The sequence below is a fragment of the Pseudomonas sp. SMV71 genome (genome assembly GCF_052042015.1).
In the GTDB taxonomy this organism is placed as follows: domain Bacteria; phylum Pseudomonadota; class Gammaproteobacteria; order Pseudomonadales; family Pseudomonadaceae; genus Aquipseudomonas.
The window spans coordinates 18,812-41,388 of sequence record NZ_JBKGGU010000026.1 but is presented as its reverse complement, the minus strand read 5'-3'; the positions used below and the strand labels follow the sequence as shown (position 1 = coordinate 41,388).

Below are 22,577 nucleotides of genomic sequence, written 5' to 3'. Positions count from 1 at the left end.
GGCTTATGGGCGAAACACAAAAGTGAGCCCGAGCATAACCGAGAGCGCTTCCCGAGCCCAAGCCCTGGGGGACGTCCTCAGCGGTTGTCCGGTTTCCCTTCGAGCAGCATGAACATGCGGAACAGCACCACGCTGGTGAACAGCTGCAGGAAACTGTGGACACTGTCGATCAACAAGCTGAGCAAGGGATTCTGAGGCGGCGGGTACGCCGAGACGCTGACGCCCTTGAGCAGCCACAACGGGCCCATTACACAGAGGATGCACACCAGGATCCGCCAGAAATTACCGCGGCTCATTTTCATGCTTTCCCTCATCGCCGCCAGCGGCGTCAAACCCCTCAGGACCAGCAGGTACTCACTGAAGGCCAGGGTCACCATCAACCACAAGCCTGGCAGTACGTATAACGAGATGCCGACCAGGATCAGCAGCGTGTTGAGGGCCGTCAGCAGGGCAAAACGCGGCCAAAGGGTCAGCGCCGTGGCCAGCAGATCACGGGAGTGTGGCGCATCGCCACGACTGCGGGCGTCGAGAAACAGGATCAGCGCGGCGGTGTATAGCGGGTACACCAGCAATCCGACGATCAGGCTGTAGCCGGGAAAACCTTCGGGGCCGACCGCGCTGTCCACGCCTTGTTGCAGCAGCGCTTCCAGTATCACCAACGGCAGGCACAGCTGAGCGATCCGGCCCAGATGGCGCTTGAAGAAATAAAGGGAGTCGCGCAGCACGTCAAACGGATTCATGGCTCGGTATCGCAGTTTAAAAAGCGGTCCGACACTTTAACCGATCGGGCCCCCGCACAAGCAAACGTAAACATCTGGTAAAGACCGTTGAAACCATGCGGACGAGCCCCATAACTGGTTCGCACCGGTCTTGGGATCGGAATGGTTTCTACCCGGCAATCTGATGAGGTCGCCATGAACAGCGAAGAACAAACCCTGATCGATGGACTGTTTTCACGGCTGCAACAAGCCGAAAAGGACTCAGCCCCGCGCGACGCCCAGGCCGAGGCGCGGATCAAGGAGCACCTGGCGAACCAGCCTGCGGCCGGTTATTTCATGGCCCAGGCGATTCTGGTGCAGGAGGCCGCGATCAAGCGCCTCGATGAGCAGAACAAGCAGCTCACCCAGCAGGTCGAGCAATTGCAGGCCGAACTGCAACAGGCCCGCAGCCAGACGCCGGCGTCGAGCAATGGCGGCGGTGGTTTCCTGTCGAGCATTTTCGGCGGCAGCAATCGGGACTCGCGCCCGGCGCCTGCCCCAAGCGCCCCGGCGTCCGGCGGCTGGCGGGAACCGGGGCGGCAGTCGTTCAGCTCGGCTGCGCCCCAGCAAGGGTTCAGCGCACCGCCTGCGGGCTACGGCGCGCCGCAGCAGCAAGCCCCGGCAGCGAGCAGCTTTCTCGGTGGCGCACTGAAGACCGCAGCGGGCGTGGCCGGCGGCGTGATGCTGGCCCAAGGTATCAGCAGCCTGTTCCACAACAACCAGCAACCGCAGGAAATCGTCGAGATCCTGCGCGAGGAGCCGGCCCAACCGGTCAATGACACCGGCAACAGTGGCGACAGCGGTTGGGGCGATGATCAGCGCGTTGCCGACAACGATAACTATGGCAGCGACCAGGGAGGTTTCAGCGACGCCGACTACAACGACGATTCGTCCTTCTTCAGCGACGACGACTCTTTCGTCTGACCTGCCATTCGTCCGGGGCGCCCGTGCGCCTCGGACCGATTATTCGCGTGACGTTCCTTTGGGCTGGCATACTGAGCGCCTTTACGGGCCCGCCGGCCTGCGCTCGTGCATCCAAGAGGAACCGCGGTGAAAAAAATTGCAGTGTTCGCCGACGTCCAGAACCTCTACTACACCGTGCGCCAGGCCTACGGCTGCCATTTCAACTACGCCGCGCTGTGGGCCGATGTCAGCAGGCAGGGGCAGATCGTCGAGGCCTACGCCTATGCGATCGACCGTGGCGACAGCAAACAGCAGCAATTCCAGCAGATCCTGCGCAACTTGGGCTTCGTCGTGAAGCTCAAGCCCTACATCCAGCGCAGTGACGGCTCGGCCAAGGGCGATTGGGACGTGGGCATCACGCTGGACATCATGGACGCCGCCGATCACGTCGATGAAGTGGTGCTGGCCTCCGGCGATGGCGATTTCGACATGCTGCTCGAACGCATCATCAGCAAGCATGGGGTGCAAGCGGTGGCCTATGGCGTGCCTGGGCTGACGGCCAACTCGCTGATCCGCGCCGCCAGCCGCTACGTGCCTATCGAAGGCGCGTTGCTGCTCAAGAATTGATTCATACGGAGTTCAGACAGGTTTGGAACGCATTGCAGTCATCGACTTTGAAACCACCGGCATCACCCCGAGCAGCAGTTGCCGGGCCACGGAAATCGCCGTGGTGATTCTCGAACGTGGGCAGATTGTCGACCGTTACCAGAGCCTGATGAACGCCGGCGTGCGCGTGCCGGCCTTCATCGAGCAATTGACCGGCATCAGCAACGCCATGCTGCGCAGCGCACCGCCGGCGGAAAAGGTAATGAACGAGGTCAACGAGTTCGTCGGCATCACGCCGCTATTGGCCCATAACGCTGCGTTCGACCAGAAGTTCTGGGACTTCGAACTGGGACGAATCAAGCGCACCCGATTGCAGAACTTCGCCTGCTCATTGTTGCTGGCCCGACGCCTGATGCCGGCAGCACCGAACCACAAGCTCGGCACCCTCAACCGCTTCGCCGGCTTGCCCCACACCGGCCAGGCTCACCGGGCCATGGCCGACGCCGAAATGGCCGCCAACCTGACCGCCCATCTGGCCGGCGAACTGCGGCAGAAACATGGGCTGCGGGAGTTGTCCCATGACTTGCTGTGCAGCTTGCAGAAAGTGCCGGCGGCGAAGATCAATGAGCATCTCAAGCGCTATCGCGTAGTCTGAACGCACCACCTACCCCTGTGGGAGCGAGCCTGCTCGCGATAGCGCAGTGTCAGGCAGCATATTCGTATCTGATACACCGCAATCGCGAGCAGGCTCGCTCCCACAATATTGATTTGTGTTGAATCTGCTATTTGCCATTGCCTTCCAACTGCCCCAACGGCACGCGCTTTTCAATGGCGCTGGAGAGCACGATCGAGGTCTTGCTGAAGCCGAACTTGGCAATACGGTTGATCAGTTCCTCCAGCTCCGGCATCGAGCCGACGGCTGCCTGCATGATCACGCAGGGATCCCCCGTGACCCGGTGGCACTCGGTCAGTTGTGGGATCTTGCACAGTTCGTCGTAGGTCTTCTGGTTGCCGTGCTGGTTCATCCGCAGTTCGATCACGCACTGCACCGGCAGGCCGATCTTCGCCATGTCGACTTTGGCCTGGTAACCGGTGATCACCCCGTTGGCTTCCAGCTTGCTGACCCGCTCGGCCACCGCCGGGGCTGACAGGTTCACTTTACGGGCCAGGTCGGCGTAGGACGCACGGCCGTTTTCCAGCAGGGCGGCGAGCAGCATGCGGTCGTATTTGTCCACGGTATGGCTTCCAGAGAGGGGCACTTTCGAAAGCACGGTTTATAGCGTTGATCTCCGTGTTTTGAAAAGTGTATGGCTCGGATAAACAGGTTTTGTAGCTTATTTTCCGCCGGTCGCCTTTCTAGAATAACCTCTCTTCATTGACCTGACTTCGAGCCAACCATGCCGGGCCTACGCCGTTTCCCTCTGCCATTGATCGCTGCCTTTTTCGCCTTGTACGTTATCTGGGGTTCGACCTACCTGGTGATTCGCATTGGCGTGGAACATTGGCCGCCGCTGTTGCTGGCCGGGATTCGCTTTGTGCTGGCAGGCTCCCTGATGTACGGCTTCCTGCGCTGGCGTGGGGCGCCGGCACCGACCTGGGCGCAATGGAAGGCCGGGGCGGTCATTGGCGTGTTGTTGCTCAGTTTTGGCAACGGCGCGGTGAGCGTGGCCGAACACACCGGCGTGGCCTCCGGTGTGGCGGCGTTGGCCGTGGCGACGGTGCCGTTGTTTACCTTGCTCTGCGGGTATTTCTGGGGGGCGCGCAATACCCGTCTGGAATGGGCGGGGATTGTCCTGGGGCTGATCGGCATTGCCATGCTCAACCTGGGCTCCAACCTGCAATCGAGTCCGTTGGGCGCCACGCTGCTGGTGTTCGCGGCGGCGTCGTGGGCCTTCGGTTCGGTGCTGAGCAAGCACGTGCCGTTGCCGGCCGGGGCCATGGCCAGTGCCGTGGAGATGCTGGTGGGCGGTGTGGTGCTGTTGATCGGCAGCGTGGCCAGCGGTGAACGCCTGGAACAGGTGCCGCCGTTCGAAGGCTGGTTCGCCCTGGCCTACCTGACCTTCTTCGGTTCGATCATTGCCTTCAATGCCTACATGTACCTGCTCAAGCACGTGCGTCCGGCGGCGGCCACCAGCTATGCCTACGTCAACCCGGCGGTGGCGGTGCTGCTGGGCATCGTCTTCGCCGGCGAAAGCATTGGCGTCGAAGAGGCGGTGGCGATGTTGGTCATCATCAGTGCGGTGGTGCTGATCGGGTTGCCGCAGTGGCGCAAGCCCAAGCCTGCGCCGACCGTATCGTGATTTAGGGTAAACTGCCGCGCATTGCATACACCTTGCGCTGATTTTCCTACGGTAATTCCATGACTTTCGCCTCCCTTGGCCTGATCGAACCCCTGCTGCGCGCTCTCGACACGCTCGGCTACCAGACCCCGACCCCGGTGCAGGCCCAGGCCATGCCGGCGGTACTGGCCGGCCGTGACCTGATGGCGGCGGCCCAGACCGGCACCGGCAAAACCGCCGGCTTCGCCGTGCCGCTGTTGCAATTGTTGACCACCGAAGGGCCGAAGGTGGCCTCTAACTCGGTGCGGGCGCTGATCCTGGTGCCGACTCGTGAGCTGGCCGAGCAGGTCCATGAAAGCGTCCGTCAGTACGCGCAGAACCTGCCACTGAGCACTTACGCGGTGTACGGTGGCGTCAGTATCAATCCGCAGATGATGAAGCTGCGCAAGGGCATCGACCTGCTGGTCGCCACGCCGGGGCGCCTGCTCGATCTGTTCCGCCAGAATGCGCTGAAGTTCAACCAGCTCCAGACCCTGGTGCTGGACGAAGCCGACCGCATGCTCGACCTCGGCTTCTCCGAGGAACTGGCGAATATCTACAAGGCGCTGCCGAAAAAACGCCAGACCCTGCTGTTTTCGGCGACCTTTTCCGACGCCATCCGCCTGCTGGCCGGGCAGATGCTCAATGACCCGCTGAGCATTGAAGTCAGCCCGCGCAACGTGGCCGCCAACACCGTCAAGCAATGGGTGGTGACGGTGGACAAGAAGCGCAAGCCGGAGCTGTTCGTGCACCTGATGCGCAAGAACAAGTGGAAGCAGGTGCTGGTGTTCGCCAAGACTCGCAACGGCGTCGATGCGTTGGTGGAAAAACTCCAGGGCTTGGGCGTCAACGCCGACGGCATCCACGGCGACAAGCCCCAGGCCACCCGGCAACGGGCGCTGGACCGTTTCAAATTGGGTGAGGTGCAGATCCTGGTGGCGACCGATGTGGCCGCCCGGGGTCTGGATATCGAAGATTTGCCGCTGGTGGTCAATTTCGACTTGCCGATTGTCGCCGAAGACTACATCCACCGTATTGGCCGTACTGGCCGGGCGGGCTCGACCGGGGAGGCAATTTCCCTGGTTTGCGCCGATGAGGTGAATCTGCTGTCGGCCATCGAGATGCTGACCCGTCAAACATTGCCTCGGCAGATGGAACAGGACTTCGAGCCAGAGCACCGGGTGCCGGACACCGATGCCAGCGGCCAGGTGATCAAGAAACCGAAAAAACCGAAGAAACCGAAAACCGCCGGCGGTGGCGGCAAGCGCAACCTGGGCAAGTGGGTCGACAGTGGCGACGCGGCGCCGGTGGAGCCTTCGATCAAGCCTGTGCGTAAAGTGCCGGTGTTCAATACCGGGCCGCGTAAGCGGAAGCCGTAGAAGGGCGGTTGCGAAGGGCAAGCTGCAAGGGGCAAGCTTCGAGCTGCAAGCAGACGCGCTAGGCTTGTAGCTTGTAGCTTGTAGCTTGTAGCTTGTAGCTCGCAGCTTAAGCGCCGCCGTTTCGAAGAAACTCCAACATCCCCAACCCCGCCGCCCGTCCGCTGGCAAAGCACGCGGTCAACAGATAGCCACCGGTCGGCGCTTCCCAGTCGAGCATTTCCCCGGCACAGAACACTCCAGGCACGGCCTTGAGCATCAGCCGTTGATCCAGGGCTTCGAATGTCACGCCGCCCGCGCTGCTGATGGCTTCATCCAGCGGGCGGGTTTTCACCAAGGTGATCGGCAAGGCCTTGATCGTCTGGGCCAGCCGCGCCGGATCAGCGAAATCGTCAGCCGTTGTGCACTCGCGCAGCAGCGCCGCCTTGACCCCATCGATCCCCAGCTGACTGTGCAAGTGCTTGGCCATGGAGCGTGAGCCGCGAGGTTTCGCCAGGGCTTGTTGGATCTTATCCACAGGGCGGCCCGGCAGCAGGTCCAGGTGCAGGGTTGCGCTGCCGTGCTGGTTGATGGCCTCGCGTATCGGCGCCGACAGTGCGTAGATCAGGCTGCCCTCGATGCCGGTGGCGGTGATCACGCATTCGCCGAGGCGCGGCACGTCGTCGTTCAGACCGATGGCAATATTCTTCAGCGGGGCGCCGGCGAACTTGTTGACCATCAGCTCGCTCCAGCCTGGCACGTCGAACCCGCAGTTGCTCGGCTGCAACCGCGCCAGGGCCACGCCGCGCTGCTCCAGCGGCAGCATCCAGGCGCCGTCCGAGCCCAGGCGCGACCAACTGCCGCCGCCCAGGGCCAGCAATGTCGCACTGGGTTGTAAGGCTTTTTCACCTTCGGGGGAAGCGATCCGCAGGCTGCCGTCCGGGTTCCAGCCGAGCCAGCGGTGACGCGTGTGGATAGCCACGCCCGCTTCGCGCAAGCGCTTGAGCCAGGCGCGCAGCAGCGGGGCGGCCTTCATGTCGGTGGGGAACACCCGGCCGGAACTGCCGACGAAGGTGTCGATGCCCAGGCCGTGAATCCATCCGCACAGCTGATCGGCGCCGAATGCCCGTAGCAGTGGGGCGAGGTTCGGCGCACGTTCGGCGTAGCGCGCCAGGAACGCCGGGAAGGCTTCCGAGTGGGTGATGTTCATGCCGCCCACGCCGGCCAGCAGAAATTTCCTGCCCACCGACGGCATGCCGTCGTACAGATCGACCCGGACGCCGGCCTGGCTCAACACCTCGGCCGCCATCAGACCGGCGGGGCCGCCGCCGATGATGGCGACGGTTGGAATGTTGGATGGGGCGGTCGAGGTCATGGCGTGAACTGCAGAGGCGGGGTTGAGCGCGGCATTCTATCAGCACAAAAATCCTGTGGGAGCGAGCCTGCTCGCGATTGCGGTGGATCAGAGACAAATGTGTTGCCTGATACGCCGTCATCGCGAGCAGGCTCGCTCCCACAGGGGAATGAAGGCGTCGCTGAGATGGTGGTCAAAAAACAACCAGGGCTCTGGAAGCTATACACAGCATAGGCTGTAGGCCGTTTCGCTCAGGTTATCCACAGGCCGTTCCACAGCGGATGTGGGTAACGCGCCCAGAATTCAGTGACATCCTGATGACACCCAGACCTTTTGCGCGCTGTGGTGCAGGATCCCATGGCGGCGGGCCAGGGCCCGGCGATCCTTGCTGTAGCCGCCGCCGATCACTCCGACCACCGGGATGTCGCGGCCCAGGCAATGGCGCATGACGCTTTCGTCCCGGGCGGCGAGGCCTTCGTCGGTCAGCTTCAGGTAGCCGAGGGCGTCGTCCTTGTGCACATCGACGCCAGCGTCGTACAGCACCAGGTCCGGCTGGTAGAGCGGCAGCAGGTAATTGAGGGCATCGTCCACCACCTTGAGGTAAGCGGCGTCCTGCATACCCATCGGCAATGGTATGTCCCAGTCGCTGTGGGCCTTGCGTGCAGGAAAATTCTTTTCGCAATGCAAGGAAACTGTCACCGCGTCCGGGGTGTCATGGAGTATTCGGGCGGTGCCGTCGCCCTGATGCACGTCGCAGTCGAAAATCAGCACCCGCGAGACCCGGCCGCTGGCCAGGAAATAGCGGCTGATCACCGCCAAGTCATTGAAAATGCAGAACCCGGCAGGGTGATCGTAGTGGGCGTGGTGGGTGCCGCCAGCCAAGTGGCAGGCCAGGCCATGCTCGAGGGCCTGCTCGGCCGCCAGCAGCGAACCGCCCACGGCGCGTACCGTTCGGCGGGCCAAGGCCTCGCTCCAGGGCAGGCCAAGGCGCCGTTGGTCTTCACGGGACAACTCGCCGCCCATGTAGCGTTCGATATAACCGCGGTCGTGGGCCAGAGTGAGGATGTCTGGTGGGCACAACGACGGGCGCAGCAGGTCGGCGTCGCGGGTCAGGCCGCTGTCCACCAGGTGATCGCGCAACAGGCGGAACTTGTCCATGGGGAAGCGGTGCTCCGCCGGGAATTCGGGGCTGTAGTCTTCGTGATAAATCAGCGGTAGCGGCATAGTGTTTTCAGTGGTGATCGAGTGACGGATCCTACCAGCGATGTAGACTCAAGGCATGGAGAGGGTATGAAGATGGAGCCGATACTGGAGCTGGAAAGCGCGCGACTGATATTGCGGCAATGGCGCGACGACGATTTGCCGGAGTTCGCCGCCATGTGCGCCGATCCACAGGTGATGCGCTATTTCCCTGCGCCCTTGAGCCGCCTGGAAAGCGCGGCCCTGATCGGGCGTGTGCGCGGGCATTTTGCCGAACATGGTTTTGGTCTGTGGGCGTTGGAGCGCAAGGACACCGGGGCCTTCATCGGTTTCACCGGGCTTGGATTGGTCGGGTTCGACGCGCCGTTCACGCCGGCCATCGAGATCGGCTGGCGGCTGGCCCACGAACATTGGGGTCTGGGCTATGCCAGCGAAGCGGCGTGGACCGCGCTGCGTTGTGCGTTCGAACAATTGAAGCTGGACGAAGTGGTGGCATTCACCGCGGTGGATAACCTGCCCTCGCAGAAAGTCATGCAGGCAATCGGCATGCACCACGATCCGGCGGACGACTTCGAGCACCCAAAACTCGCAGTTGACCATCCATTGCGTCACCATGTGCTCTATCGCATCAATCGTGAGCAGTGGCTCCAGACCCTGCACGCTTAGCCGACACGGACGTTTATACTGCCCGCCCATTGGCCCGGGCCAACAATCGATCCCACCGCCGCAGCACAGACTGCGCGGTATTTGCGCTGTGTGAGGAACGTCTTAAATGAGCCACGTGTTGGAAGATCTGGTCGACCTGCTGACCCTGGAACCGATCGAAGAGAACCTGTTTCGCGGTCGCAGCCAGGACCTGGGGTTTCGCCAGTTGTTCGGCGGCCAGGTGCTCGGCCAATCCTTGTCGGCGGCCAGCCAGACCGTGGAAGAGGCGCGCCATGTGCATTCGTTGCATGGCTATTTCCTGCGTCCCGGTGACGCGGCCCTGCCGGTGGTGTACCAAGTGGACCGCGTGCGTGACGGCGGCAGTTTCAGCACCCGCCGAGTCACGGCGATCCAGAAGGGCCATCCGATCTTCACCTGCAGCGCCTCGTTCCAGTACGACGAACTGGGCTTCGAACACCAGGGCAGCATGCCGCAGGTGGTCGGGCCGGAAAACCTCCCGTCCGAGCTGGAGCTGACCCAGCAGCGTGCGCATCTACTGCCCGGACACATGCGCGAAAAGCTGCTGTGCCCCAAGCCGATCGAGGTGCGCCCGGTCACGGAAAAGGATCCTTACAATCCGCAGCCGGCCGATCCGATCAAATATGTGTGGTTCCGCGCCGATGGCGCCCTGGCGGACTCACCGGCCTTGCACAAGTACCTGCTGGCCTATGCTTCGGACTTCGGTCTGTTGACCACCTCGATGTTGCCTCATGGCAAGTCGGTCTGGCACAAGGACATGCAGGTCGCCAGCCTTGACCATGCCCTGTGGTTCCACGCCGACCTGCGGGCCGACGACTGGCTGCTTTACGCCATGGACAGCCCGTGGGCTGGCAACTCCCGTGGTTTTTCCCGGGGCAGCGTGTTCAATCGCGCCGGGCAACTGGTGGCATCGGTGACCCAGGAAGGGCTGATTCGCCATCGCAAGGACTGGGCATGAGCCTGACCGATGTGCGGCACTGGGTGTTCGACATGGACGGTACGCTGACCATCGCCGTGCATGATTTCGCGGCGATCCGCGTGGCCCTGGCCATTCCGGCCGAGGAAGACATCCTGACTCACCTGGCGGCATTGCCGGCTGACGAGGCGGCGGCCAAGCATGCCTGGTTGCTCGAACACGAGCGCGACCTGGCCCTGGGCTCACGGCCCGCGCCGGGGGCGGTGGAGCTGGTCCGTGCCCTGGCGGAGCGCGGCGATCGGCTGGGTATCCTGACCCGCAACGCCCGCGAGCTGGCCCACGTTACGCTGGAGGCGATCGGCCTGGCCGATTGTTTCGCCGTGCAAGACGTCCTGGGCCGTGACGAAGCACCGCCCAAGCCGCATCCCGGCGGCCTGCTCAAGCTGGCCGAAGCCTGGAACGTGGCGCCCGATGCGCTGGTGATGGTCGGTGACTACCGCTTCGACCTGGACTGTGGTCGGGCCGCGGGGGCGCGGACGGTGCTGGTGAACCTGCCGGACAATCCATGGCCGGAACTGACGGATTGGCATGCGCAGGATTGTGTTGAGTTGCGGCGGATGCTGTTCGCTTGAATGGCCAGTTGGCTGATAAATCGCTATCGCGAGCAGGCTCGCTCCCACAATAGATCGGTGATGATCACAGAATCCATATCCACTGCAGATCCCCTGTGGAAGCGACCTTGCTCGCGATAGGGCCCTATCATTCACTATAGAACTCACTGCCCGAACAACGTCCTGCGCCCCTCCACCGAATTGAACATCCCGTCCCCATCATGCCCGACCCCGGGCACTTCGATCAGCCGTTGGTTCAGCCCCACCGGATGGCGCCGGGTCAGGTAGTCGAAGAAGAAATGCCCGCGCAGTAGCCGGTACGGGCCCTGAGTCTGGGCCTCACAGCTTTTATCCAGCGCCGGGTGCTCGGGGTCGACATCCTGTTGTCCCAGCAGATAGACGATGTCGCGTTTGACGTAGTTATCCTCCAACTGCTTCGGCGTTTGTCCGCCAGCGTAAGCGGGCAGCTTCTGCAGACCATATTTCCAATCATTGAAGCCGGGGCAACCCGCCGCGTCGAACGCCATGGGCCGCTGGGCATCGAAGTAGGCATAGGACGACGGGTTGGCGATGACAAAGCGCGGGCTGATCCGGAACTGGCCGTGGGCGAGCAGGGCATAGCGCTGCACGACCTGGGCGCCACCGGAATGCCCGGCGATGACGATCTCCTTCACCTCGGGAAATTGCTGGACGTCGCTGACCCGCGCAATGATGTCGTCGAGCACCTGAAACGAGCTGACCGCGTTCGGCCCGGTGGATAAACCTCCGGCCATCCAGTCGTTGCCTTGCCAGCGCAACAGGTCGTTGGGCAACTGATGACGCGCCACGTCCTGCTGGTTGAGAAACTGCGGGGCAATGATCAGCGTCGTCGCCTGCTGACCGGCTTCGATGACTGCTTTCTCGGCGCTGTGCAGGTAGGTTTCGGCATTGCGCAGCCGACCATGGACGATGATCAGTACGCGCTGGATCGACGCCGGGGGCGGGCTGACGCCGACCACCAGGGCGCCGCCCTTGAGTTGCAGGCGCCCTTGGGCGACGACGTTGACGCCGTGCTCATCGGCCTGGGCAGTGGAGCACAACAGCACCAGTGCCAGCAATGCGCCCCACTTCATCTACAGGTTTTTCGCCGCGAAGGTGTCGCACTGGCTGACCTGGCCCTGGGCGAAGCCGGTCTTGAACCAGCGCACCCGCTGTGCCGAGGTGCCGTGGGTAAAGGAGTCCGGCACTACCCGGCCCTGGCCCTGTTGCTGCAACCGGTCATCGCCAATGGCGTTGGCGGCGTTCAGGGCTTCCTCGATGTCGCCGGGTTCCAGCCAGTTCAGGCGTTTCTGCGCATGGTTGGCCCAGACGCCGGCCAGGCAGTCGGCCTGCAATTCCTGACGCACCAACAGGCCACCGTCGCCTTCCATTTGCCGGCCCTGTTGGCGCGCCTCCTGGATTTTCGCCGAGACCCCGAGCAGCGTCTGCACGTGGTGCCCGACTTCATGGGCGATGACGTAGGCCTGGGCGAAGTCCCCGGCGGCAGAGAAGCGTTGCGACATTTCCTTGAAGAAACTCATGTCCAGGTAGACCTGCCGGTCCGCCGGGCAGTAGAACGGGCCGGTGGCGGAGGAGGCCAGGCCACAGGCGGAATTGACCCGCCCGCTGAACAGCACCAGTTTCGGCTGCTGGTACTGGCGCCCGGCCTGCTGGAAGACCTGGCCCCAGGTGTCCTCGGTGTCACCCAGGATCGAGCGCACGAACTCGGCTTGTTCGTCGTTGGCCGGCGGTGCCTGGCGGGTCTGTGACGAGGCGGGGGCGGACTGGTCCATCTGTCCGGCCAGTTGCCCGAGAATCTGCATCGGGTCCTGGCCGGTGATCCAACCGATGCCGACGATCAGCAGGATGGCCGTGAGGCTCAATCCCTTGCCGCCGCCGAAGCGCATGCCGCCTGCGCCGCCCCCATCACCACGGGCGTCCACCACGTTGTCGCTGCGGCGACCTTTTTTCCATAGCATGTGGGAATCCTCTGAATGACCGGTGGGAAGGTGCTACTGCTGCCTTGAGTCTAGCGTCCGCAGGCCCAAGGTGCGCGCCATGCCTGAGCTTCAGGCAATCAAGCTGGATTTTGGTTCATCAACCGAGAGAAACGCATCGATCCTGCAATTGCTTTACGCTGCGCATCATTTGATTTTCGACATGGCTGCGAATCTTTCGTGGATGCCAGTCAAACTGAAACGGCCTTAACGACGCGATGCGCTATCGCTTATTCGTCGCCAGCATGCTTTGCTTCCTACATCACGCAATACGGGATTCGTACATGACCGTCAGCACTCCGCTTTCCGGCGTCAATCAGGCTTTCAAAGGCATCCTGCTGATTCTGACCGCGACGTTCCTGTTTTCCAGTCACGATGCGATCTCCAAATACCTTTCGGGTTTCTACCCGATCATCATGGTGGTGTGGGCGCGTTACGTGGTGCATACGCTGCTGATGGCCGGGATTTTCCTGCCGCGTTCGGGCTTGCGGGTCCTGCGGACCAAGCGTCCGTTGTGGCAAGTGATCCGGGCACTGTGTTTGCTGGGCACCAGCTTGTTTTTCACCACGGCGCTGTTGTACATCCCGTTGGCGGAGGCCACGGCGGTGAACTTCCTGGCTCCGGTGCTGGTGACGGCGCTGTCGGTGCCGTTGCTGGGCGAGCGCGTCACGCGTGGGCAATGGATCGCGGTGATCTTCGGTTTCATCGGGGTGCTGATCATCGTCCACCCTGGTGGAGACCTGTTCACGCCAGCGGTGCTGTTGCCGTTCTGCTCGGCGCTGTTTTTCTGTTTCTACCAGTTGCTCACGCGCAAACTCAGCGAGATCGATAGTCCGACCACCAGCAACTTCTTCGCCGGTCTGTGCAATACCCTGGTGATGAGTGCCCTAGTGCCGTTCTTCTGGCAGGTGCCGAGCCTGACGCACGGCGCGATGATGCTGGCGCTGGGAGCTTGCGGAATGACTGCGCACCTGATGCTGACCCAGGCCTTCCGCTTCGCCGCCCCGGCGCTGCTCGCGCCGTTCGGCTATTGCCAGATCGTGTTTGCCGGGCTGTTGGGGTGGTTGCTGTTCAACCATACGCCGACACTGACCACGGTGGTCGGCATCGTGCTGATTTGCCTGAGCGGGTTGGCGGCGGCGTGGCAGCAACGCCGCAAGTAGCCGCCACACAGAATCCTTTTTGACCAGACAGTCCCCTGTGGCGAGGGAGCTTGCTCCCGCTGGGCTGCGAAGCGGCCCTCGCTTTTTTGCGATTGCTGCGCAATCGAGCGGGAGCAAGCTCCCTCGCCACGGGTGCCAATCAGTTTTCCAGGGTCGGCACCTTACGCGGAGCCATGAAGTACAACCAGATCAGGGCAGTGAAATACATGGCCGGGATCAGCGTGAACAGCACGGTGTAGTTGTTGTTGGTCACGGTCAGGATATGGCCTACCAACTGGGTCATGAACATCCCTCCGATGGCCGCGCACATGCCGCCGAAGCCGAACACCGTGCTCATCATGTGTTTGGGCGTGTAGTCCATCACCAGACTCCAGATGTTCGCGGTCCAGGCCTGGTGCGCGCCGATGGCCAGGGAAATGGCGAACACCGCCATCCACAGGTTGCTGGCACCCGCGGCCAGGATCACGCCGACGATGCAGCAGGCGAACAACAGCATGGAAATCAGTCGTGCCTTGATCGGGTTGAGCCCGCGACCGATCAGGAATGAGGACAGGATCCCGCCGCCCACGCTGCCGAAGTCGGCGGTGAGGTAGATGATGATCAGCGGAATGCCCATCTGGGTCACGTTGATGCCCAGGTTGTATTGCTGGTTCAGGAACGGTGGCAGCCAATAGAGGTAGAACCAGAACACCGGCGCGGTGATCGAGTAAGCCAGGGCAAAGGCCCAGGTACCGCGCATGCGCAGGATCCGGGTGAAGGGCACGCGGGCCTGGTCCGGTTCGTCCTGAGCCTGGATGTACGCCAGCTCCGACGATTTGACGGTGGGGTGATCTTCCGGGTTGAAATATTTCAGCCCCCAGAACAGCAACCAGACCCCGCCCAGCGCAGCCATGCACAGGAACGCCGCCTGCCAGCCCCACACGTGCAGCACCAGCGGCAGCAGCATCGGGGTGAACATCGCACCGACGTTGGTGCCGGCGTTGAAAATGCCGGTGGCAACGGCGCGTTCGCCGGCCGGGAACCACAGCCGCGTGGTCTTCACGCAGGCCGGGTAGTTGGCGGCTTCGGTCAGGCCGAGAATGAAGCGGCAGACCATGAAGCCCACCGCCGAGGTCGCCAGGCCGTGGGCGCCGGTCGCCAGGCTCCAAAGCAGCACCGCGCAGAAGAACACCCGCTTGACGCCGATCCGGTCGATCAGCCGGCCTTGCAGCACGAAGCCGACGGCGTAGCCGACCTGGAACCAGAAGTTGATGTTGGCGTAGTCCATCGCCGTCCAGCTCATTTCCTTGGCGAGGATAGGCTGCATGACGCCCAGGGCGGCCCGGTCGATGTAGTTCAGGGTGGTGGCGAAGAACACCAGCGCGAGCATGCCCCAACGGGTCTTGCCCACGGCCAGGGCACCGCGGATCTTGTCGCCGATACCACCGGTCGTGACGCCCATGCCTGGGCTTAAGGGGGAACTTTGGGAAGGATTCATAGCGTTTACCCGTTTTGGAATTCTTATGGGGTGATCGGGGTTTTCATCCATCGATACCGGCGATCTGGCCTGCGTCAATGTGGAGCCGATGGTGCGCAGTGGACAAAAAATCGTCAATTCGGCATCCGGCATTCTGTTCGATAATCGCCCAGAAAACTAACTGGGTGGTACATATTAAATTGCCCAAAGAAACCGACAACCCAATAATCGGCTCAACCTAAAAAAACGGCGCACCAGCTATAGCCGATGCCTGTCCCGGGAGCCGAAGTCATGCAGCGTTCCATTGCCACCGTATCCTTGAGCGGCACCCTGCCGGAGAAGCTTGAGGCCATTGCCGCCGCCGGTTTCGACGGTGTGGAAATATTCGAGAATGACCTGCTTTACTACGACGGCAGCCCGCGGGAAATCCGCCAGATGTGCGCCGACCTGGGCATCGCCATCACCTTGTTCCAGCCATTTCGCGACTTCGAGGGCTGCCGTCGCGATCGGCTGGCGCGCAACCTGGAGCGAGCCGAGCGTAAGTTCGACCTGATGCAGGAACTGGGCACCGATTTGGTGCTGGTGTGCAGCAATGCAGCGGCCGACAGCCTCGGCGATGAGCAGATACTGGTCGACGACCTGCGTTTACTGGCCGAGCGGGCCGGGGCGCGGGGCTTGCGCATCGGCTACGAGGCGTTGGCCTGGGGGCGGCACGTCAATACGTATCAACAGGTCTGGAACATCGTGCGCCAGGCCGACCACCCCAGCCTCGGGGTATTGCTCGACAGCTTCCATACCTTGTCACTGAAGGGCGACCCGAGCGCCATTGCCGAGATTCCCGGCGACAAGATCTTCTTCGTGCAAATGGCCGACGCGCCGATTTTGGCGATGGATGTCCTGGAGTGGAGCCGGCATTTTCGCTGCTTCCCGGGCCAGGGCGAATTTGACTTGCCGGGTTTCCTCGCGCCGATCATCAAGAGCGGCTATATCGGGCCGCTTTCGCTGGAGATCTTCAACGACGGCTTCCGCGCTGCACCGCCACGGGCCAACGCCGCCGATGGTTTGCGCTCGTTGCTGTACCTGGAAGAAAAGACCCGCCAGCGCCTGGCGCAGCAAGTGCCGTCCATCCCTGATGCCGACATCCTGTTCGCCACGCCGCCAGCCAGCGAATACAACGGTATCGAATTCCTGGAGTTCGCCGTGGACGATGACCTCGGCGCCAAGCTGGCCCACTGGCTGGAGCGGCTGGGGTTCGTCAAGGCCGGCCAGCATCGCTCCAAGAATGTGAGCCTGTTGCGTCAGGGCGACATCAACCTGATCCTCAACAGCGAACCGTACTCCTTCGCTCACAACTTTTTCGACGCCCATGGCCCGTCGTTGTGCGCCACGGCGTTGCGGGTAAAGGACAGCGCCAGCGCCCTGGCGCGGGCCGTGGCCTACAAGGGCCAGCCCTACCGCGGCCTGGTCGGGCCCAATGAGCTGGAACTGGCGGCGGTGCGTGCCCCGGATGGCAGTCTGATTTACCTGGTGGATCAGGACGCCGACGTTTATGGCACCGATTTCAACTTGCAGCCCGGCGCTGTCATCGGTGCCGGACTCAAGCGCATCGACCACATGGCGATGGCCTTGCCGGCCGACAGCCTCGACAGCTGGGTACTGTTCTACAAGAGCCTGCTGGATTTCGAGGCTGACGATGAAGTGGTATTGCCCGACCCGTATGGCCTGGTCAAAAGCCGTGCGCTGCGTAGCCGTTGCAGTTCGATCCGCCTGCCGTTGAACATTTCCGAAAACCGCAACACCGCGATCTCACACGCCCTGTCGAGTTATCGCGGTTCTGGCGTGCATCACATCGCTTTTGATTGCGATGATATTTTTGCCCAGGTCAGCCGCGCCAAGGAGGCCGGTGTGCCGTTGCTGGACATTCCGCTCAACTATTACGACGACCTGGCGGCGCGCTTCGATTTCGACGACGAGTTCCTCAGCGAGCTGGCCTACTTCAACGTGCTATACGACCGTGACGCCCAGGGCGGCGAGTTGTTTCATGTCTACACCGAGCCGTTCGAGGGGCGGTTTTTCTTCGAAATCATCCAGCGCAAGAACGGTTACGCCGGCTATGGCGCGGCCAACGTCGCGGTACGGCTGGCGGCCATGGCGAAATCCCGCAGCGGTGGCTTGCGACACGCCAAATTGTAGGGAAATCGTAACCGCGGCGGTAATGGGTGGTGCGGTGGCTTTCGTCGCCGCAAGGTGCGGCCCATAATCGCCAGTCTGTGCAGTGACGGCCGTGAGCCCGCAATGACTATGAATCCAGAGCTATCCGCCGTGCCCGACGCTCCTGTCGCCGCACCGCGCAAGAGTCGCAAGAACAACCCGCAGAAGACCCGGGAAAACATCCTCCAGGAAGCCATCGTCGAGTTCGTCCAGCAGGGCCTGGCCGGTGCCCGGGTCGACGCCATCGCCGAGCGCATCCACACCTCCAAGCGCATGATCTATTACTACTTCGGCAGCAAGGAGCAGTTGTATGTCGAGGTGTTGGAAAAACTCTACGGTGACATCCGCCACACCGAGAGTGCCCTGCACCTGGCCGAGCTTGCACCGATCGAGGCGATCCGGCGCCTGGTGGAGTTCACCTTCGACCACCATGACCGCAACGTGGATTTCGTGCGCATCGTCTGTATCGAAAACATCCACAACGCCGAATACGTCAAGCAATCCGCTGCGCTCAAGGCGATGACCAACACCATCCTCGATGCCCTGGGCGTTATCCTGCGCCGGGGCGTGGAAGAGGGCGTGTTCCGCGCCGGCCTTGAACCCTTGGATGTGCACTTGCTGATCAACTCGTTCAGTTTTTACCGGGTCTCCAACCGCCAGACGTTCGGCGAGATTTTCCAGATCGACCTGTCGGATGAAGAGGTCAAGCGGCGCCACCGCGAGATGATTTGTGAGTCGGTGTTGCGGTATCTACAAGCCTGAATAAACAGAATTTCCGGTGGGAAAACTTTCCTGTGGGAGCGAGCCTGCTCGCGATTGCGATGTGTCAGCAACATTAATGCAAGCTGATCGAACGCTATCGCGAGCAGGCTCGCTCCCACAGGGGGATCTTCCACAGGGGGATCTGCTCAGGATTTCAGTGATTCATGCTCTGGAAATGCCTGAGCATCCGCTGCGCATCCGGCGCCACGCCGCTGAACAGCTCAAACGCCTTCACCGCCTGGAACACCGCCATGTTGCCGCCGTCCAGCGTACGGCAGCCAAGTGCCCGGGCATTGCGCAGCAGTTCGGTTTCCAGCGGGAAATAGACGATTTCCGCGACCCACAACTCGCCCCGTAGCAACTCCACGGGTACCGGCGTACCCGGCAGTTTCGCCATGCCCATGGGCGTGGTGTTGACCAGGCCGTCGGTCTCGGCCATGGCGCTGCGCAAATCGTGTCCGGCCCTGGCGCGGCCTGCGCCGAAATGTTGGTTCAGATTGTTCGCCAATGCTTCGGCACGGCTGACCTCGACATCAAAAATGCTCAGCGTCTGTACGCCTTCTGCCAACAGCGCGTGGGCAACCGCCGCGCCGGCACCGCCAGCGCCCATCTGGACTACGTGTTTGCGGGAAACGTCACCCAGGCCGCGACGAAAACCCTCGGCGAACCCCAGGCAATCGGTGTTGTGGCCGATGCGCTTGCCATCCTTGAACATCACGGTGTTCACCGCGCCGATGCCACGGGCCTCGGGTGACAGTTCATCGAGCAGCGGGATGATCGCCTGCTTGCAGGGAAAAGTAATGTTAAGCCCGGTGAAGCTCATGCGTTCGGCGGCGCTCAGCAGCTCAGACAAGGCGCCGCTGTCGAGTTTCAGCGCGTCGAGGTCGATCAGCCGATAAAGGTAACGCATGCCTTGGGCGTCGCCTTCGTGCTCATGCAGCGCAGGGGTGCGGGAGGCCTGGATACCGGCACCGATCAGCCCGGCGAGCACAGTGATATTCGACATGCTCATCAACCCTTCAACCGCTGACTGAAATGTTCCAGGGCCAGGCGATAGCCATGGCTGCCAAACCCGCACATCACGCCGATGGCGATGGAGGAGACAAAGGAGTGATGGCGGAAGGTTTCCCGGGCGTGGACGTTGGACAAGTGCACTTCGATGACCGGGACTTCGCTGGCGACCAGGGCGTCACGGATGGCCACCGAGGTGTGGGTCCAGGCTGCCGGGTTGATGACGATGCCGGCGCAGCGGCCACGGGCACCGTGAATCCAGTCGATCAGTTCGCTTTCCTGGTTGGTCTGGCGAAACTCCACCGCCAGGCCGAGTTCTTCGGCCGTACGACCGCACAGCGCCGAGATATCCGCCAGGGTTTCATGGCCGTAGGTCGCCGGTTCACGGGTGCCGAGCAGGTTGAGGTTCGGGCCGTTGAGCACCAGAACGATTGGAGGCATCGCAATTTCTCCCCATTTTTTGTTGTTGGCTTCGGCAGGTTTTCGCCGTGGGGATAAATTGTACTAGGCGGTTAATTTTTTCAAACGAAGCCGGCGGTGATGGGCAATAAGTGTTCGGTGATCGAACAGCCGCAACTTCCGAGGTCAAACCCGTGGCGAGGGAGCTTGCTCCCGCTGGGCTGCAAAGCAGCCCCGAGTTCTGTCACTCCGGTATCTCAGTTAAGTGAAGCTGGGTTTTGGGACTGGCGCAGTCCAGCGGGAGCAAGCTCCCTCGCCACGGTCTGAGATAGGTGGTGAGGGGCTTGGCTCAGCGCCGGGTCAACAAGACCCCGGATTCCATGTGATGGGTCCAGGGGAATTGATCGAACAAGGCGCAGCGGGTGATGCGGTGGGTGTCGTGCAGTTGCGCGATGTTGGCGGCGAGGGTTTCAGGGTTGCAGGAAATGTAGAGGATGTTTTCGAAGCGTCGGGTCAGCTCGCAGGTGTCCGGGTCCATGCCCGCACGGGGTGGGTCGACGAAGACGCTGCCGAAGTCGTAGCTTTTCAGATCCACGCCATGCAGGCGACGGAACGGCCGGACTTCATTCAGGGCCTCGGTCAGCTCTTCGGCGGACAGGCGCACGAGCGTGACGTTATCCACAGCGTTTTCGCTGAGGTTGCTCAGCGCGGCGTTCACCGAAGTCTTGCTGATTTCGGTTGCCAACACGTTGCGCACCCGGGTCGCCAGGGGCAGCGTGAAGTTGCCGTTGCCGCAGTACAGCTCCAGCAGGTCGTCGCTGCGATCGCCCAGGGCGTCGTACGCCCAGTTCAGCATTTTCTGGTTCACCATACCGTTGGGCTGGGTGAACGCGCCTTCAGGCTGGCGATAGCTGAAGGTGCGGCCGCCGACGTCGAGTTTCTCCACCACGTAGTCGTGGCCGATCACTTCGCGCTTGCCTTTGGAGCGGCCAATGACATGCACGCCCAGGTCACTCGCCAGCTTCGCAGCCGCCGCCTGCCAATGCTCGTCCAGCGGGCGGTGATAACACAGAGTGATCATCGCATCGCCGGCCAGGGTGGTCAGGAATTCCACCTGGAACAGCTTGTGGCTCAGCGGCGCGCTGGCCTGCCAGGCGGCCTTGAGCTGCGGCATCAACTGGTTGATGCGCAGGCTGGCGATGGGAAACTCCTCGATCAGGATTGGCGTGCGCTTGTCGTCCTGGGAAAACATCGCGTAATGCCGCTCGCCGGCCTCGCGCCAGAGGCGGAATTCGGCGCGCAGGCGGAAGTTTGCAAGCGGCGAGTCGAACACCGTCGGCTCCGGTGCATCGAACGGAGCCAGCAGTTCACGCAGGCGAGTGACCTTGTCCTGGAGCTGGGCGGCGTAGGCCTGGGAATCGAAAGTCATGCGTTGAACCAACCCAACTTGATCACAAACAGGATCGACAGGATGACCAGCGCCGGGTTCAGCTCACGGCCACGGCCGGACACCAGCTTGATGGCGGTCCAGGCGATGAAACCGAAGGCGATGCCGTTGGCGATGGAATACGTGAACGGCATCGCCAGCGCGGTGATCACCACCGGCGCGGCGACGGTGATGTCGTCCCAGTCGATCTCCGCCAGGCCCGAGGTCATCAGCACCGCGACGAACAGCAGGGCCGGCGCGGTGGCGAAGGCCGGGACGCTGGCCGCCAGTGGCGAGAAGAACAGCGCCAGCAGGAACAGGATCGCCACGACGATGGCGGTCAGGCCGGTGCGACCGCCGGCGCTGACGCCCGCCGCCGACTCGATGTAGCTGGTGGTGGTCGAGGTGCCCAGCAGCGAACCGGCCATGGCGGCGGTGCTGTCGGCGATCAGTGCACGGCCCATCTTCGGCATGTGGCCGTCCTTGCCCATCAGCCCGGCGCGCTTGGCGACGCCGATCAGGGTGCCGGAGTTGTCGAACAGGTCGACGAACAGGAAGGCGAAGATCACGCTCACCAGGCCAATGTCCAGGGCGCCTTTGATGTCCAGTTGCAGGAAAGTCGGGGCCAGGGACGGTGGCGTGGAGACGATGCCGGCGAATGGAGTGAAGCCCATCAGGATCGAGACGATGGTCACCGCAAGGATGCCGATCAGCACCGCGCCGCGCACTTTCAGTGCTTCGAGGGCGACGATCAGCACGAAGCCGAGCGTTGCCAGAATCGGTGCCGGTTGTTTCAGGTCGCCGAGGCCGACCATGGTCGCCGGGTTCTTCACCACGATGCCTGCGTTACTCAGGGCGATCAGCGCCAGGAACAGGCCGATACCGGCAGCGATGGCCGAACGCAGCGGCAACGGGATGCTGTTGATGATCCACTCGCGGATGCGGAAGATCGACAGCAGGAAGAACAGCACCGCGGAGACGAACACCGCGCCCAGCGCCACTTGCCACGTATGACCCATGTGCAGGACCACGGTGTAGGTGAAGAAGGCATTCAGGCCCATGCCCGGTGCGAGGGCGATCGGGTAGTTGGCGATCAGGCCCATGACCGTGGAGCCGATGGCCGCCGCCAGGCAGGTGGCGACGAACACTGCGCCCTTGTCCATGCCGGTCTCGCCGAGGATGCTCGGATTGACGAACAGGATATAGGCCATGGCCAGGAAGGTCGTGACGCCCGCCAGAATCTCGGTCCGCACGTTGGTGTCATGTGCCTTGAGTTGAAACAGCCTTTCCAGCATGTCTGCTCCCCGTGGCGCGCCGGGCGCCGTGAATGTATCGACCTCAACAGCAAAGCACAGGCCGCCAGCGGCGCCCGGGAATTTTCTGCAGGTCGGAAAAAGCCGCGCATCATACCAGCAGCGCGGCGATGTGG

At 62.4% G+C, this 22,577-nt stretch carries 23 protein-coding genes; 12 read left to right on the top strand and 11 right to left on the bottom strand.

Annotated elements, in window-relative coordinates; genetic code table 11:
* Positions 1-77: 77 nt before the first annotated feature.
* Positions 78-740: a YciC family protein gene (locus tag ACLEJQ_RS22750; RefSeq protein ID WP_440798674.1), complete on the bottom strand. Its 663-nt coding sequence runs from the start codon at positions 738-740 to the stop codon at positions 78-80.
* Positions 741-914: 174 nt separating this feature from the next.
* Between ACLEJQ_RS22750 and ACLEJQ_RS22745 the strand changes: the two genes are divergently transcribed.
* The 3 genes from ACLEJQ_RS22745 (at position 915) to ACLEJQ_RS22735 (ending at position 2,922) form a co-directional block, all read left to right on the top strand.
* Complete coding sequence (locus tag ACLEJQ_RS22745) at positions 915-1,682, top strand: DUF2076 domain-containing protein (protein ID WP_440798672.1); 768 nt, start codon at positions 915-917, stop codon at positions 1,680-1,682.
* Between the two features lie 126 nt (positions 1,683-1,808).
* Entirely contained in the window at positions 1,809-2,288 is a 480-nt protein-coding gene (locus ACLEJQ_RS22740; RefSeq protein ID WP_440798670.1) for a LabA-like NYN domain-containing protein, read from the top strand.
* A gap of 22 nt (positions 2,289-2,310) precedes the next feature.
* Positions 2,311-2,922, top strand: a complete 612-nt coding sequence (locus ACLEJQ_RS22735; RefSeq protein WP_440798668.1) for a 3'-5' exonuclease — start codon at positions 2,311-2,313, stop codon at positions 2,920-2,922.
* A 127-nt stretch (positions 2,923-3,049) separates the two neighbouring features.
* Here ACLEJQ_RS22735 and ACLEJQ_RS22730 read toward each other — a convergent pair whose 3' ends face one another.
* The gene (locus tag ACLEJQ_RS22730) at positions 3,050-3,502 is read right to left on the bottom strand and encodes an Lrp/AsnC family transcriptional regulator (RefSeq protein ID WP_440798666.1); all 453 of its coding nucleotides are present in this window, start codon (positions 3,500-3,502) and stop codon (positions 3,050-3,052) included.
* A gap of 162 nt (positions 3,503-3,664) precedes the next feature.
* On the opposite strand from ACLEJQ_RS22730, the gene yedA reads away from it, so the two are divergent.
* Entirely contained in the window at positions 3,665-4,567 is a 903-nt protein-coding gene (gene yedA / locus ACLEJQ_RS22725; RefSeq protein WP_440798664.1) for a drug/metabolite exporter YedA, read from the top strand.
* A gap of 59 nt (positions 4,568-4,626) precedes the next feature.
* A complete protein-coding gene (locus ACLEJQ_RS22720) occupies positions 4,627-5,964 on the top strand; it encodes a DEAD/DEAH box helicase (protein ID WP_440798662.1) in 1,338 nt (445 codons plus the stop codon).
* A 106-nt stretch (positions 5,965-6,070) separates the two neighbouring features.
* On the opposite strand, the gene ACLEJQ_RS22715 is transcribed toward ACLEJQ_RS22720, so the two are convergent.
* Positions 6,071-7,315: a TIGR03862 family flavoprotein gene (locus ACLEJQ_RS22715; RefSeq protein ID WP_440798660.1), complete on the bottom strand. Its 1,245-nt coding sequence runs from the start codon at positions 7,313-7,315 to the stop codon at positions 6,071-6,073.
* Positions 7,316-7,597: 282 nt separating this feature from the next.
* Positions 7,598-8,518: a histone deacetylase family protein gene (locus tag ACLEJQ_RS22710; RefSeq protein ID WP_440798658.1), complete on the bottom strand. Its 921-nt coding sequence runs from the start codon at positions 8,516-8,518 to the stop codon at positions 7,598-7,600.
* Positions 8,519-8,590: 72 nt separating this feature from the next.
* On the opposite strand from ACLEJQ_RS22710, the gene ACLEJQ_RS22705 reads away from it, so the two are divergent.
* The 3 genes from ACLEJQ_RS22705 (at position 8,591) to ACLEJQ_RS22695 (ending at position 10,726) form a co-directional block, all read left to right on the top strand.
* Positions 8,591-9,160 carry a GNAT family N-acetyltransferase gene (locus ACLEJQ_RS22705; protein ID WP_440798725.1) on the top strand — a complete coding sequence of 190 codons (570 nt, stop codon included), beginning with the start codon at positions 8,591-8,593 and terminating at the stop codon, positions 9,158-9,160.
* A 106-nt stretch (positions 9,161-9,266) separates the two neighbouring features.
* Positions 9,267-10,136, top strand: coding sequence for an acyl-CoA thioesterase II (gene tesB, locus ACLEJQ_RS22700; protein WP_440798656.1), 870 nt, complete (start codon positions 9,267-9,269; stop codon positions 10,134-10,136).
* Positions 10,133-10,726, top strand: a complete 594-nt coding sequence (locus tag ACLEJQ_RS22695) for an HAD family hydrolase (RefSeq protein WP_440798654.1) — start codon at positions 10,133-10,135, stop codon at positions 10,724-10,726. The genes tesB and ACLEJQ_RS22695 overlap by 4 nt, the downstream gene beginning before the upstream one ends.
* 143 nt (positions 10,727-10,869) lie before the next feature.
* On the opposite strand, the gene ACLEJQ_RS22690 is transcribed toward ACLEJQ_RS22695, so the two are convergent.
* Positions 10,870-11,817: an alpha/beta hydrolase gene (locus tag ACLEJQ_RS22690; RefSeq protein ID WP_440798652.1), complete on the bottom strand. Its 948-nt coding sequence runs from the start codon at positions 11,815-11,817 to the stop codon at positions 10,870-10,872.
* Entirely contained in the window at positions 11,818-12,702 is an 885-nt protein-coding gene (ypfJ, locus tag ACLEJQ_RS22685) for a KPN_02809 family neutral zinc metallopeptidase (RefSeq protein ID WP_440798650.1), read from the bottom strand.
* A gap of 79 nt (positions 12,703-12,781) precedes the next feature.
* On the opposite strand from ypfJ, the gene ACLEJQ_RS22680 reads away from it, so the two are divergent.
* Together ACLEJQ_RS22680 and ACLEJQ_RS22675 are read left to right on the top strand one after the other, a co-directional pair.
* On the top strand, positions 12,782-12,931 hold the full coding sequence (locus ACLEJQ_RS22680) for a hypothetical protein (RefSeq protein WP_440798648.1): 150 nt from the start codon (positions 12,782-12,784) through the stop codon (positions 12,929-12,931).
* 73 nt (positions 12,932-13,004) lie between these two features.
* Positions 13,005-13,883, top strand: coding sequence for a DMT family transporter (locus tag ACLEJQ_RS22675; protein WP_440798646.1), 879 nt, complete (start codon positions 13,005-13,007; stop codon positions 13,881-13,883).
* Positions 13,884-14,022: 139 nt separating this feature from the next.
* Here the strand turns inward: ACLEJQ_RS22675 and ACLEJQ_RS22670 are convergent, their stop codons facing one another.
* The gene (locus ACLEJQ_RS22670; RefSeq protein ID WP_440798644.1) at positions 14,023-15,360 is read right to left on the bottom strand and encodes an MFS transporter; all 1,338 of its coding nucleotides are present in this window, start codon (positions 15,358-15,360) and stop codon (positions 14,023-14,025) included.
* 270 nt (positions 15,361-15,630) lie between these two features.
* On the opposite strand from ACLEJQ_RS22670, the gene quiC reads away from it, so the two are divergent.
* Both quiC and ACLEJQ_RS22660 read left to right on the top strand, forming a co-directional pair.
* Entirely contained in the window at positions 15,631-17,532 is a 1,902-nt protein-coding gene (gene quiC / locus ACLEJQ_RS22665) for a 3-dehydroshikimate dehydratase QuiC (protein WP_440798642.1), read from the top strand.
* Positions 17,533-17,634: 102 nt separating this feature from the next.
* The gene (locus ACLEJQ_RS22660; protein ID WP_440798640.1) at positions 17,635-18,312 is read left to right on the top strand and encodes a TetR/AcrR family transcriptional regulator; all 678 of its coding nucleotides are present in this window, start codon (positions 17,635-17,637) and stop codon (positions 18,310-18,312) included.
* 154 nt (positions 18,313-18,466) lie between these two features.
* Here ACLEJQ_RS22660 and ACLEJQ_RS22655 read toward each other — a convergent pair whose 3' ends face one another.
* The 4 genes from ACLEJQ_RS22655 to ACLEJQ_RS22640 all read right to left on the bottom strand — a co-directional run bounded on the left by ACLEJQ_RS22655 (position 18,467) and on the right by ACLEJQ_RS22640 (position 22,443).
* Positions 18,467-19,318: a shikimate dehydrogenase gene (locus ACLEJQ_RS22655; RefSeq protein ID WP_440798638.1), complete on the bottom strand. Its 852-nt coding sequence runs from the start codon at positions 19,316-19,318 to the stop codon at positions 18,467-18,469.
* Positions 19,319-19,323: 5 nt separating this feature from the next.
* On the bottom strand, positions 19,324-19,764 hold the full coding sequence (aroQ, locus tag ACLEJQ_RS22650; RefSeq protein WP_245139699.1) for a type II 3-dehydroquinate dehydratase: 441 nt from the start codon (positions 19,762-19,764) through the stop codon (positions 19,324-19,326).
* Between the two features lie 307 nt (positions 19,765-20,071).
* The gene (trmA, locus tag ACLEJQ_RS22645) at positions 20,072-21,151 is read right to left on the bottom strand and encodes a tRNA (uridine(54)-C5)-methyltransferase TrmA (RefSeq protein WP_440798636.1); all 1,080 of its coding nucleotides are present in this window, start codon (positions 21,149-21,151) and stop codon (positions 20,072-20,074) included.
* A complete protein-coding gene (locus ACLEJQ_RS22640) occupies positions 21,148-22,443 on the bottom strand; it encodes an NCS2 family permease (protein ID WP_245139705.1) in 1,296 nt (431 codons plus the stop codon). Before ACLEJQ_RS22640 ends, trmA begins: the two co-directional genes overlap by 4 nt.
* Positions 22,444-22,577: the final 134 nt, after the last annotated feature.

What these genes read in the sequence shown, in the direction of transcription:
- ACLEJQ_RS22660 (WP_440798640.1), top strand. Translation starts at nt 17,635, where the DNA reads ATGACTATGAATCCAGAGCTATCCGCCGTGCCCGACGCTCCTGTCGCC.
- quiC (WP_440798642.1), top strand. Translation starts at nt 15,631, where the DNA reads ATGCAGCGTTCCATTGCCACCGTATCCTTGAGCGGCACCCTGCCGGAG.
- yedA (WP_440798664.1), top strand. Translation starts at nt 3,665, where the DNA reads ATGCCGGGCCTACGCCGTTTCCCTCTGCCATTGATCGCTGCCTTTTTC.
- ACLEJQ_RS22695 (WP_440798654.1), top strand. Translation starts at nt 10,133, where the DNA reads ATGAGCCTGACCGATGTGCGGCACTGGGTGTTCGACATGGACGGTACG.
- ACLEJQ_RS22675 (WP_440798646.1), top strand. Translation starts at nt 13,005, where the DNA reads ATGACCGTCAGCACTCCGCTTTCCGGCGTCAATCAGGCTTTCAAAGGC.
- tesB (WP_440798656.1), top strand. Translation starts at nt 9,267, where the DNA reads ATGAGCCACGTGTTGGAAGATCTGGTCGACCTGCTGACCCTGGAACCG.
- ACLEJQ_RS22680 (WP_440798648.1), top strand. Translation starts at nt 12,782, where the DNA reads ATGCCTGAGCTTCAGGCAATCAAGCTGGATTTTGGTTCATCAACCGAG.
- ACLEJQ_RS22640 (WP_245139705.1), bottom strand. Translation starts at nt 22,443, where the DNA reads ATGCTGGAAAGGCTGTTTCAACTCAAGGCACATGACACCAACGTGCGG.
- ACLEJQ_RS22705 (WP_440798725.1), top strand. Translation starts at nt 8,591, where the DNA reads ATGGAGCCGATACTGGAGCTGGAAAGCGCGCGACTGATATTGCGGCAA.
- ACLEJQ_RS22690 (WP_440798652.1), bottom strand. Translation starts at nt 11,817, where the DNA reads ATGAAGTGGGGCGCATTGCTGGCACTGGTGCTGTTGTGCTCCACTGCC.
- ACLEJQ_RS22715 (WP_440798660.1), bottom strand. Translation starts at nt 7,315, where the DNA reads ATGACCTCGACCGCCCCATCCAACATTCCAACCGTCGCCATCATCGGC.
- trmA (WP_440798636.1), bottom strand. Translation starts at nt 21,151, where the DNA reads ATGACTTTCGATTCCCAGGCCTACGCCGCCCAGCTCCAGGACAAGGTC.
- ACLEJQ_RS22655 (WP_440798638.1), bottom strand. Translation starts at nt 19,318, where the DNA reads ATGTCGAATATCACTGTGCTCGCCGGGCTGATCGGTGCCGGTATCCAG.
- ACLEJQ_RS22720 (WP_440798662.1), top strand. Translation starts at nt 4,627, where the DNA reads ATGACTTTCGCCTCCCTTGGCCTGATCGAACCCCTGCTGCGCGCTCTC.
- ypfJ (WP_440798650.1), bottom strand. Translation starts at nt 12,702, where the DNA reads ATGCTATGGAAAAAAGGTCGCCGCAGCGACAACGTGGTGGACGCCCGT.
- ACLEJQ_RS22750 (WP_440798674.1), bottom strand. Translation starts at nt 740, where the DNA reads ATGAATCCGTTTGACGTGCTGCGCGACTCCCTTTATTTCTTCAAGCGC.
- ACLEJQ_RS22745 (WP_440798672.1), top strand. Translation starts at nt 915, where the DNA reads ATGAACAGCGAAGAACAAACCCTGATCGATGGACTGTTTTCACGGCTG.
- ACLEJQ_RS22710 (WP_440798658.1), bottom strand. Translation starts at nt 8,518, where the DNA reads ATGCCGCTACCGCTGATTTATCACGAAGACTACAGCCCCGAATTCCCG.
- aroQ (WP_245139699.1), bottom strand. Translation starts at nt 19,764, where the DNA reads ATGCCTCCAATCGTTCTGGTGCTCAACGGCCCGAACCTCAACCTGCTC.
- ACLEJQ_RS22670 (WP_440798644.1), bottom strand. Translation starts at nt 15,360, where the DNA reads ATGAATCCTTCCCAAAGTTCCCCCTTAAGCCCAGGCATGGGCGTCACG.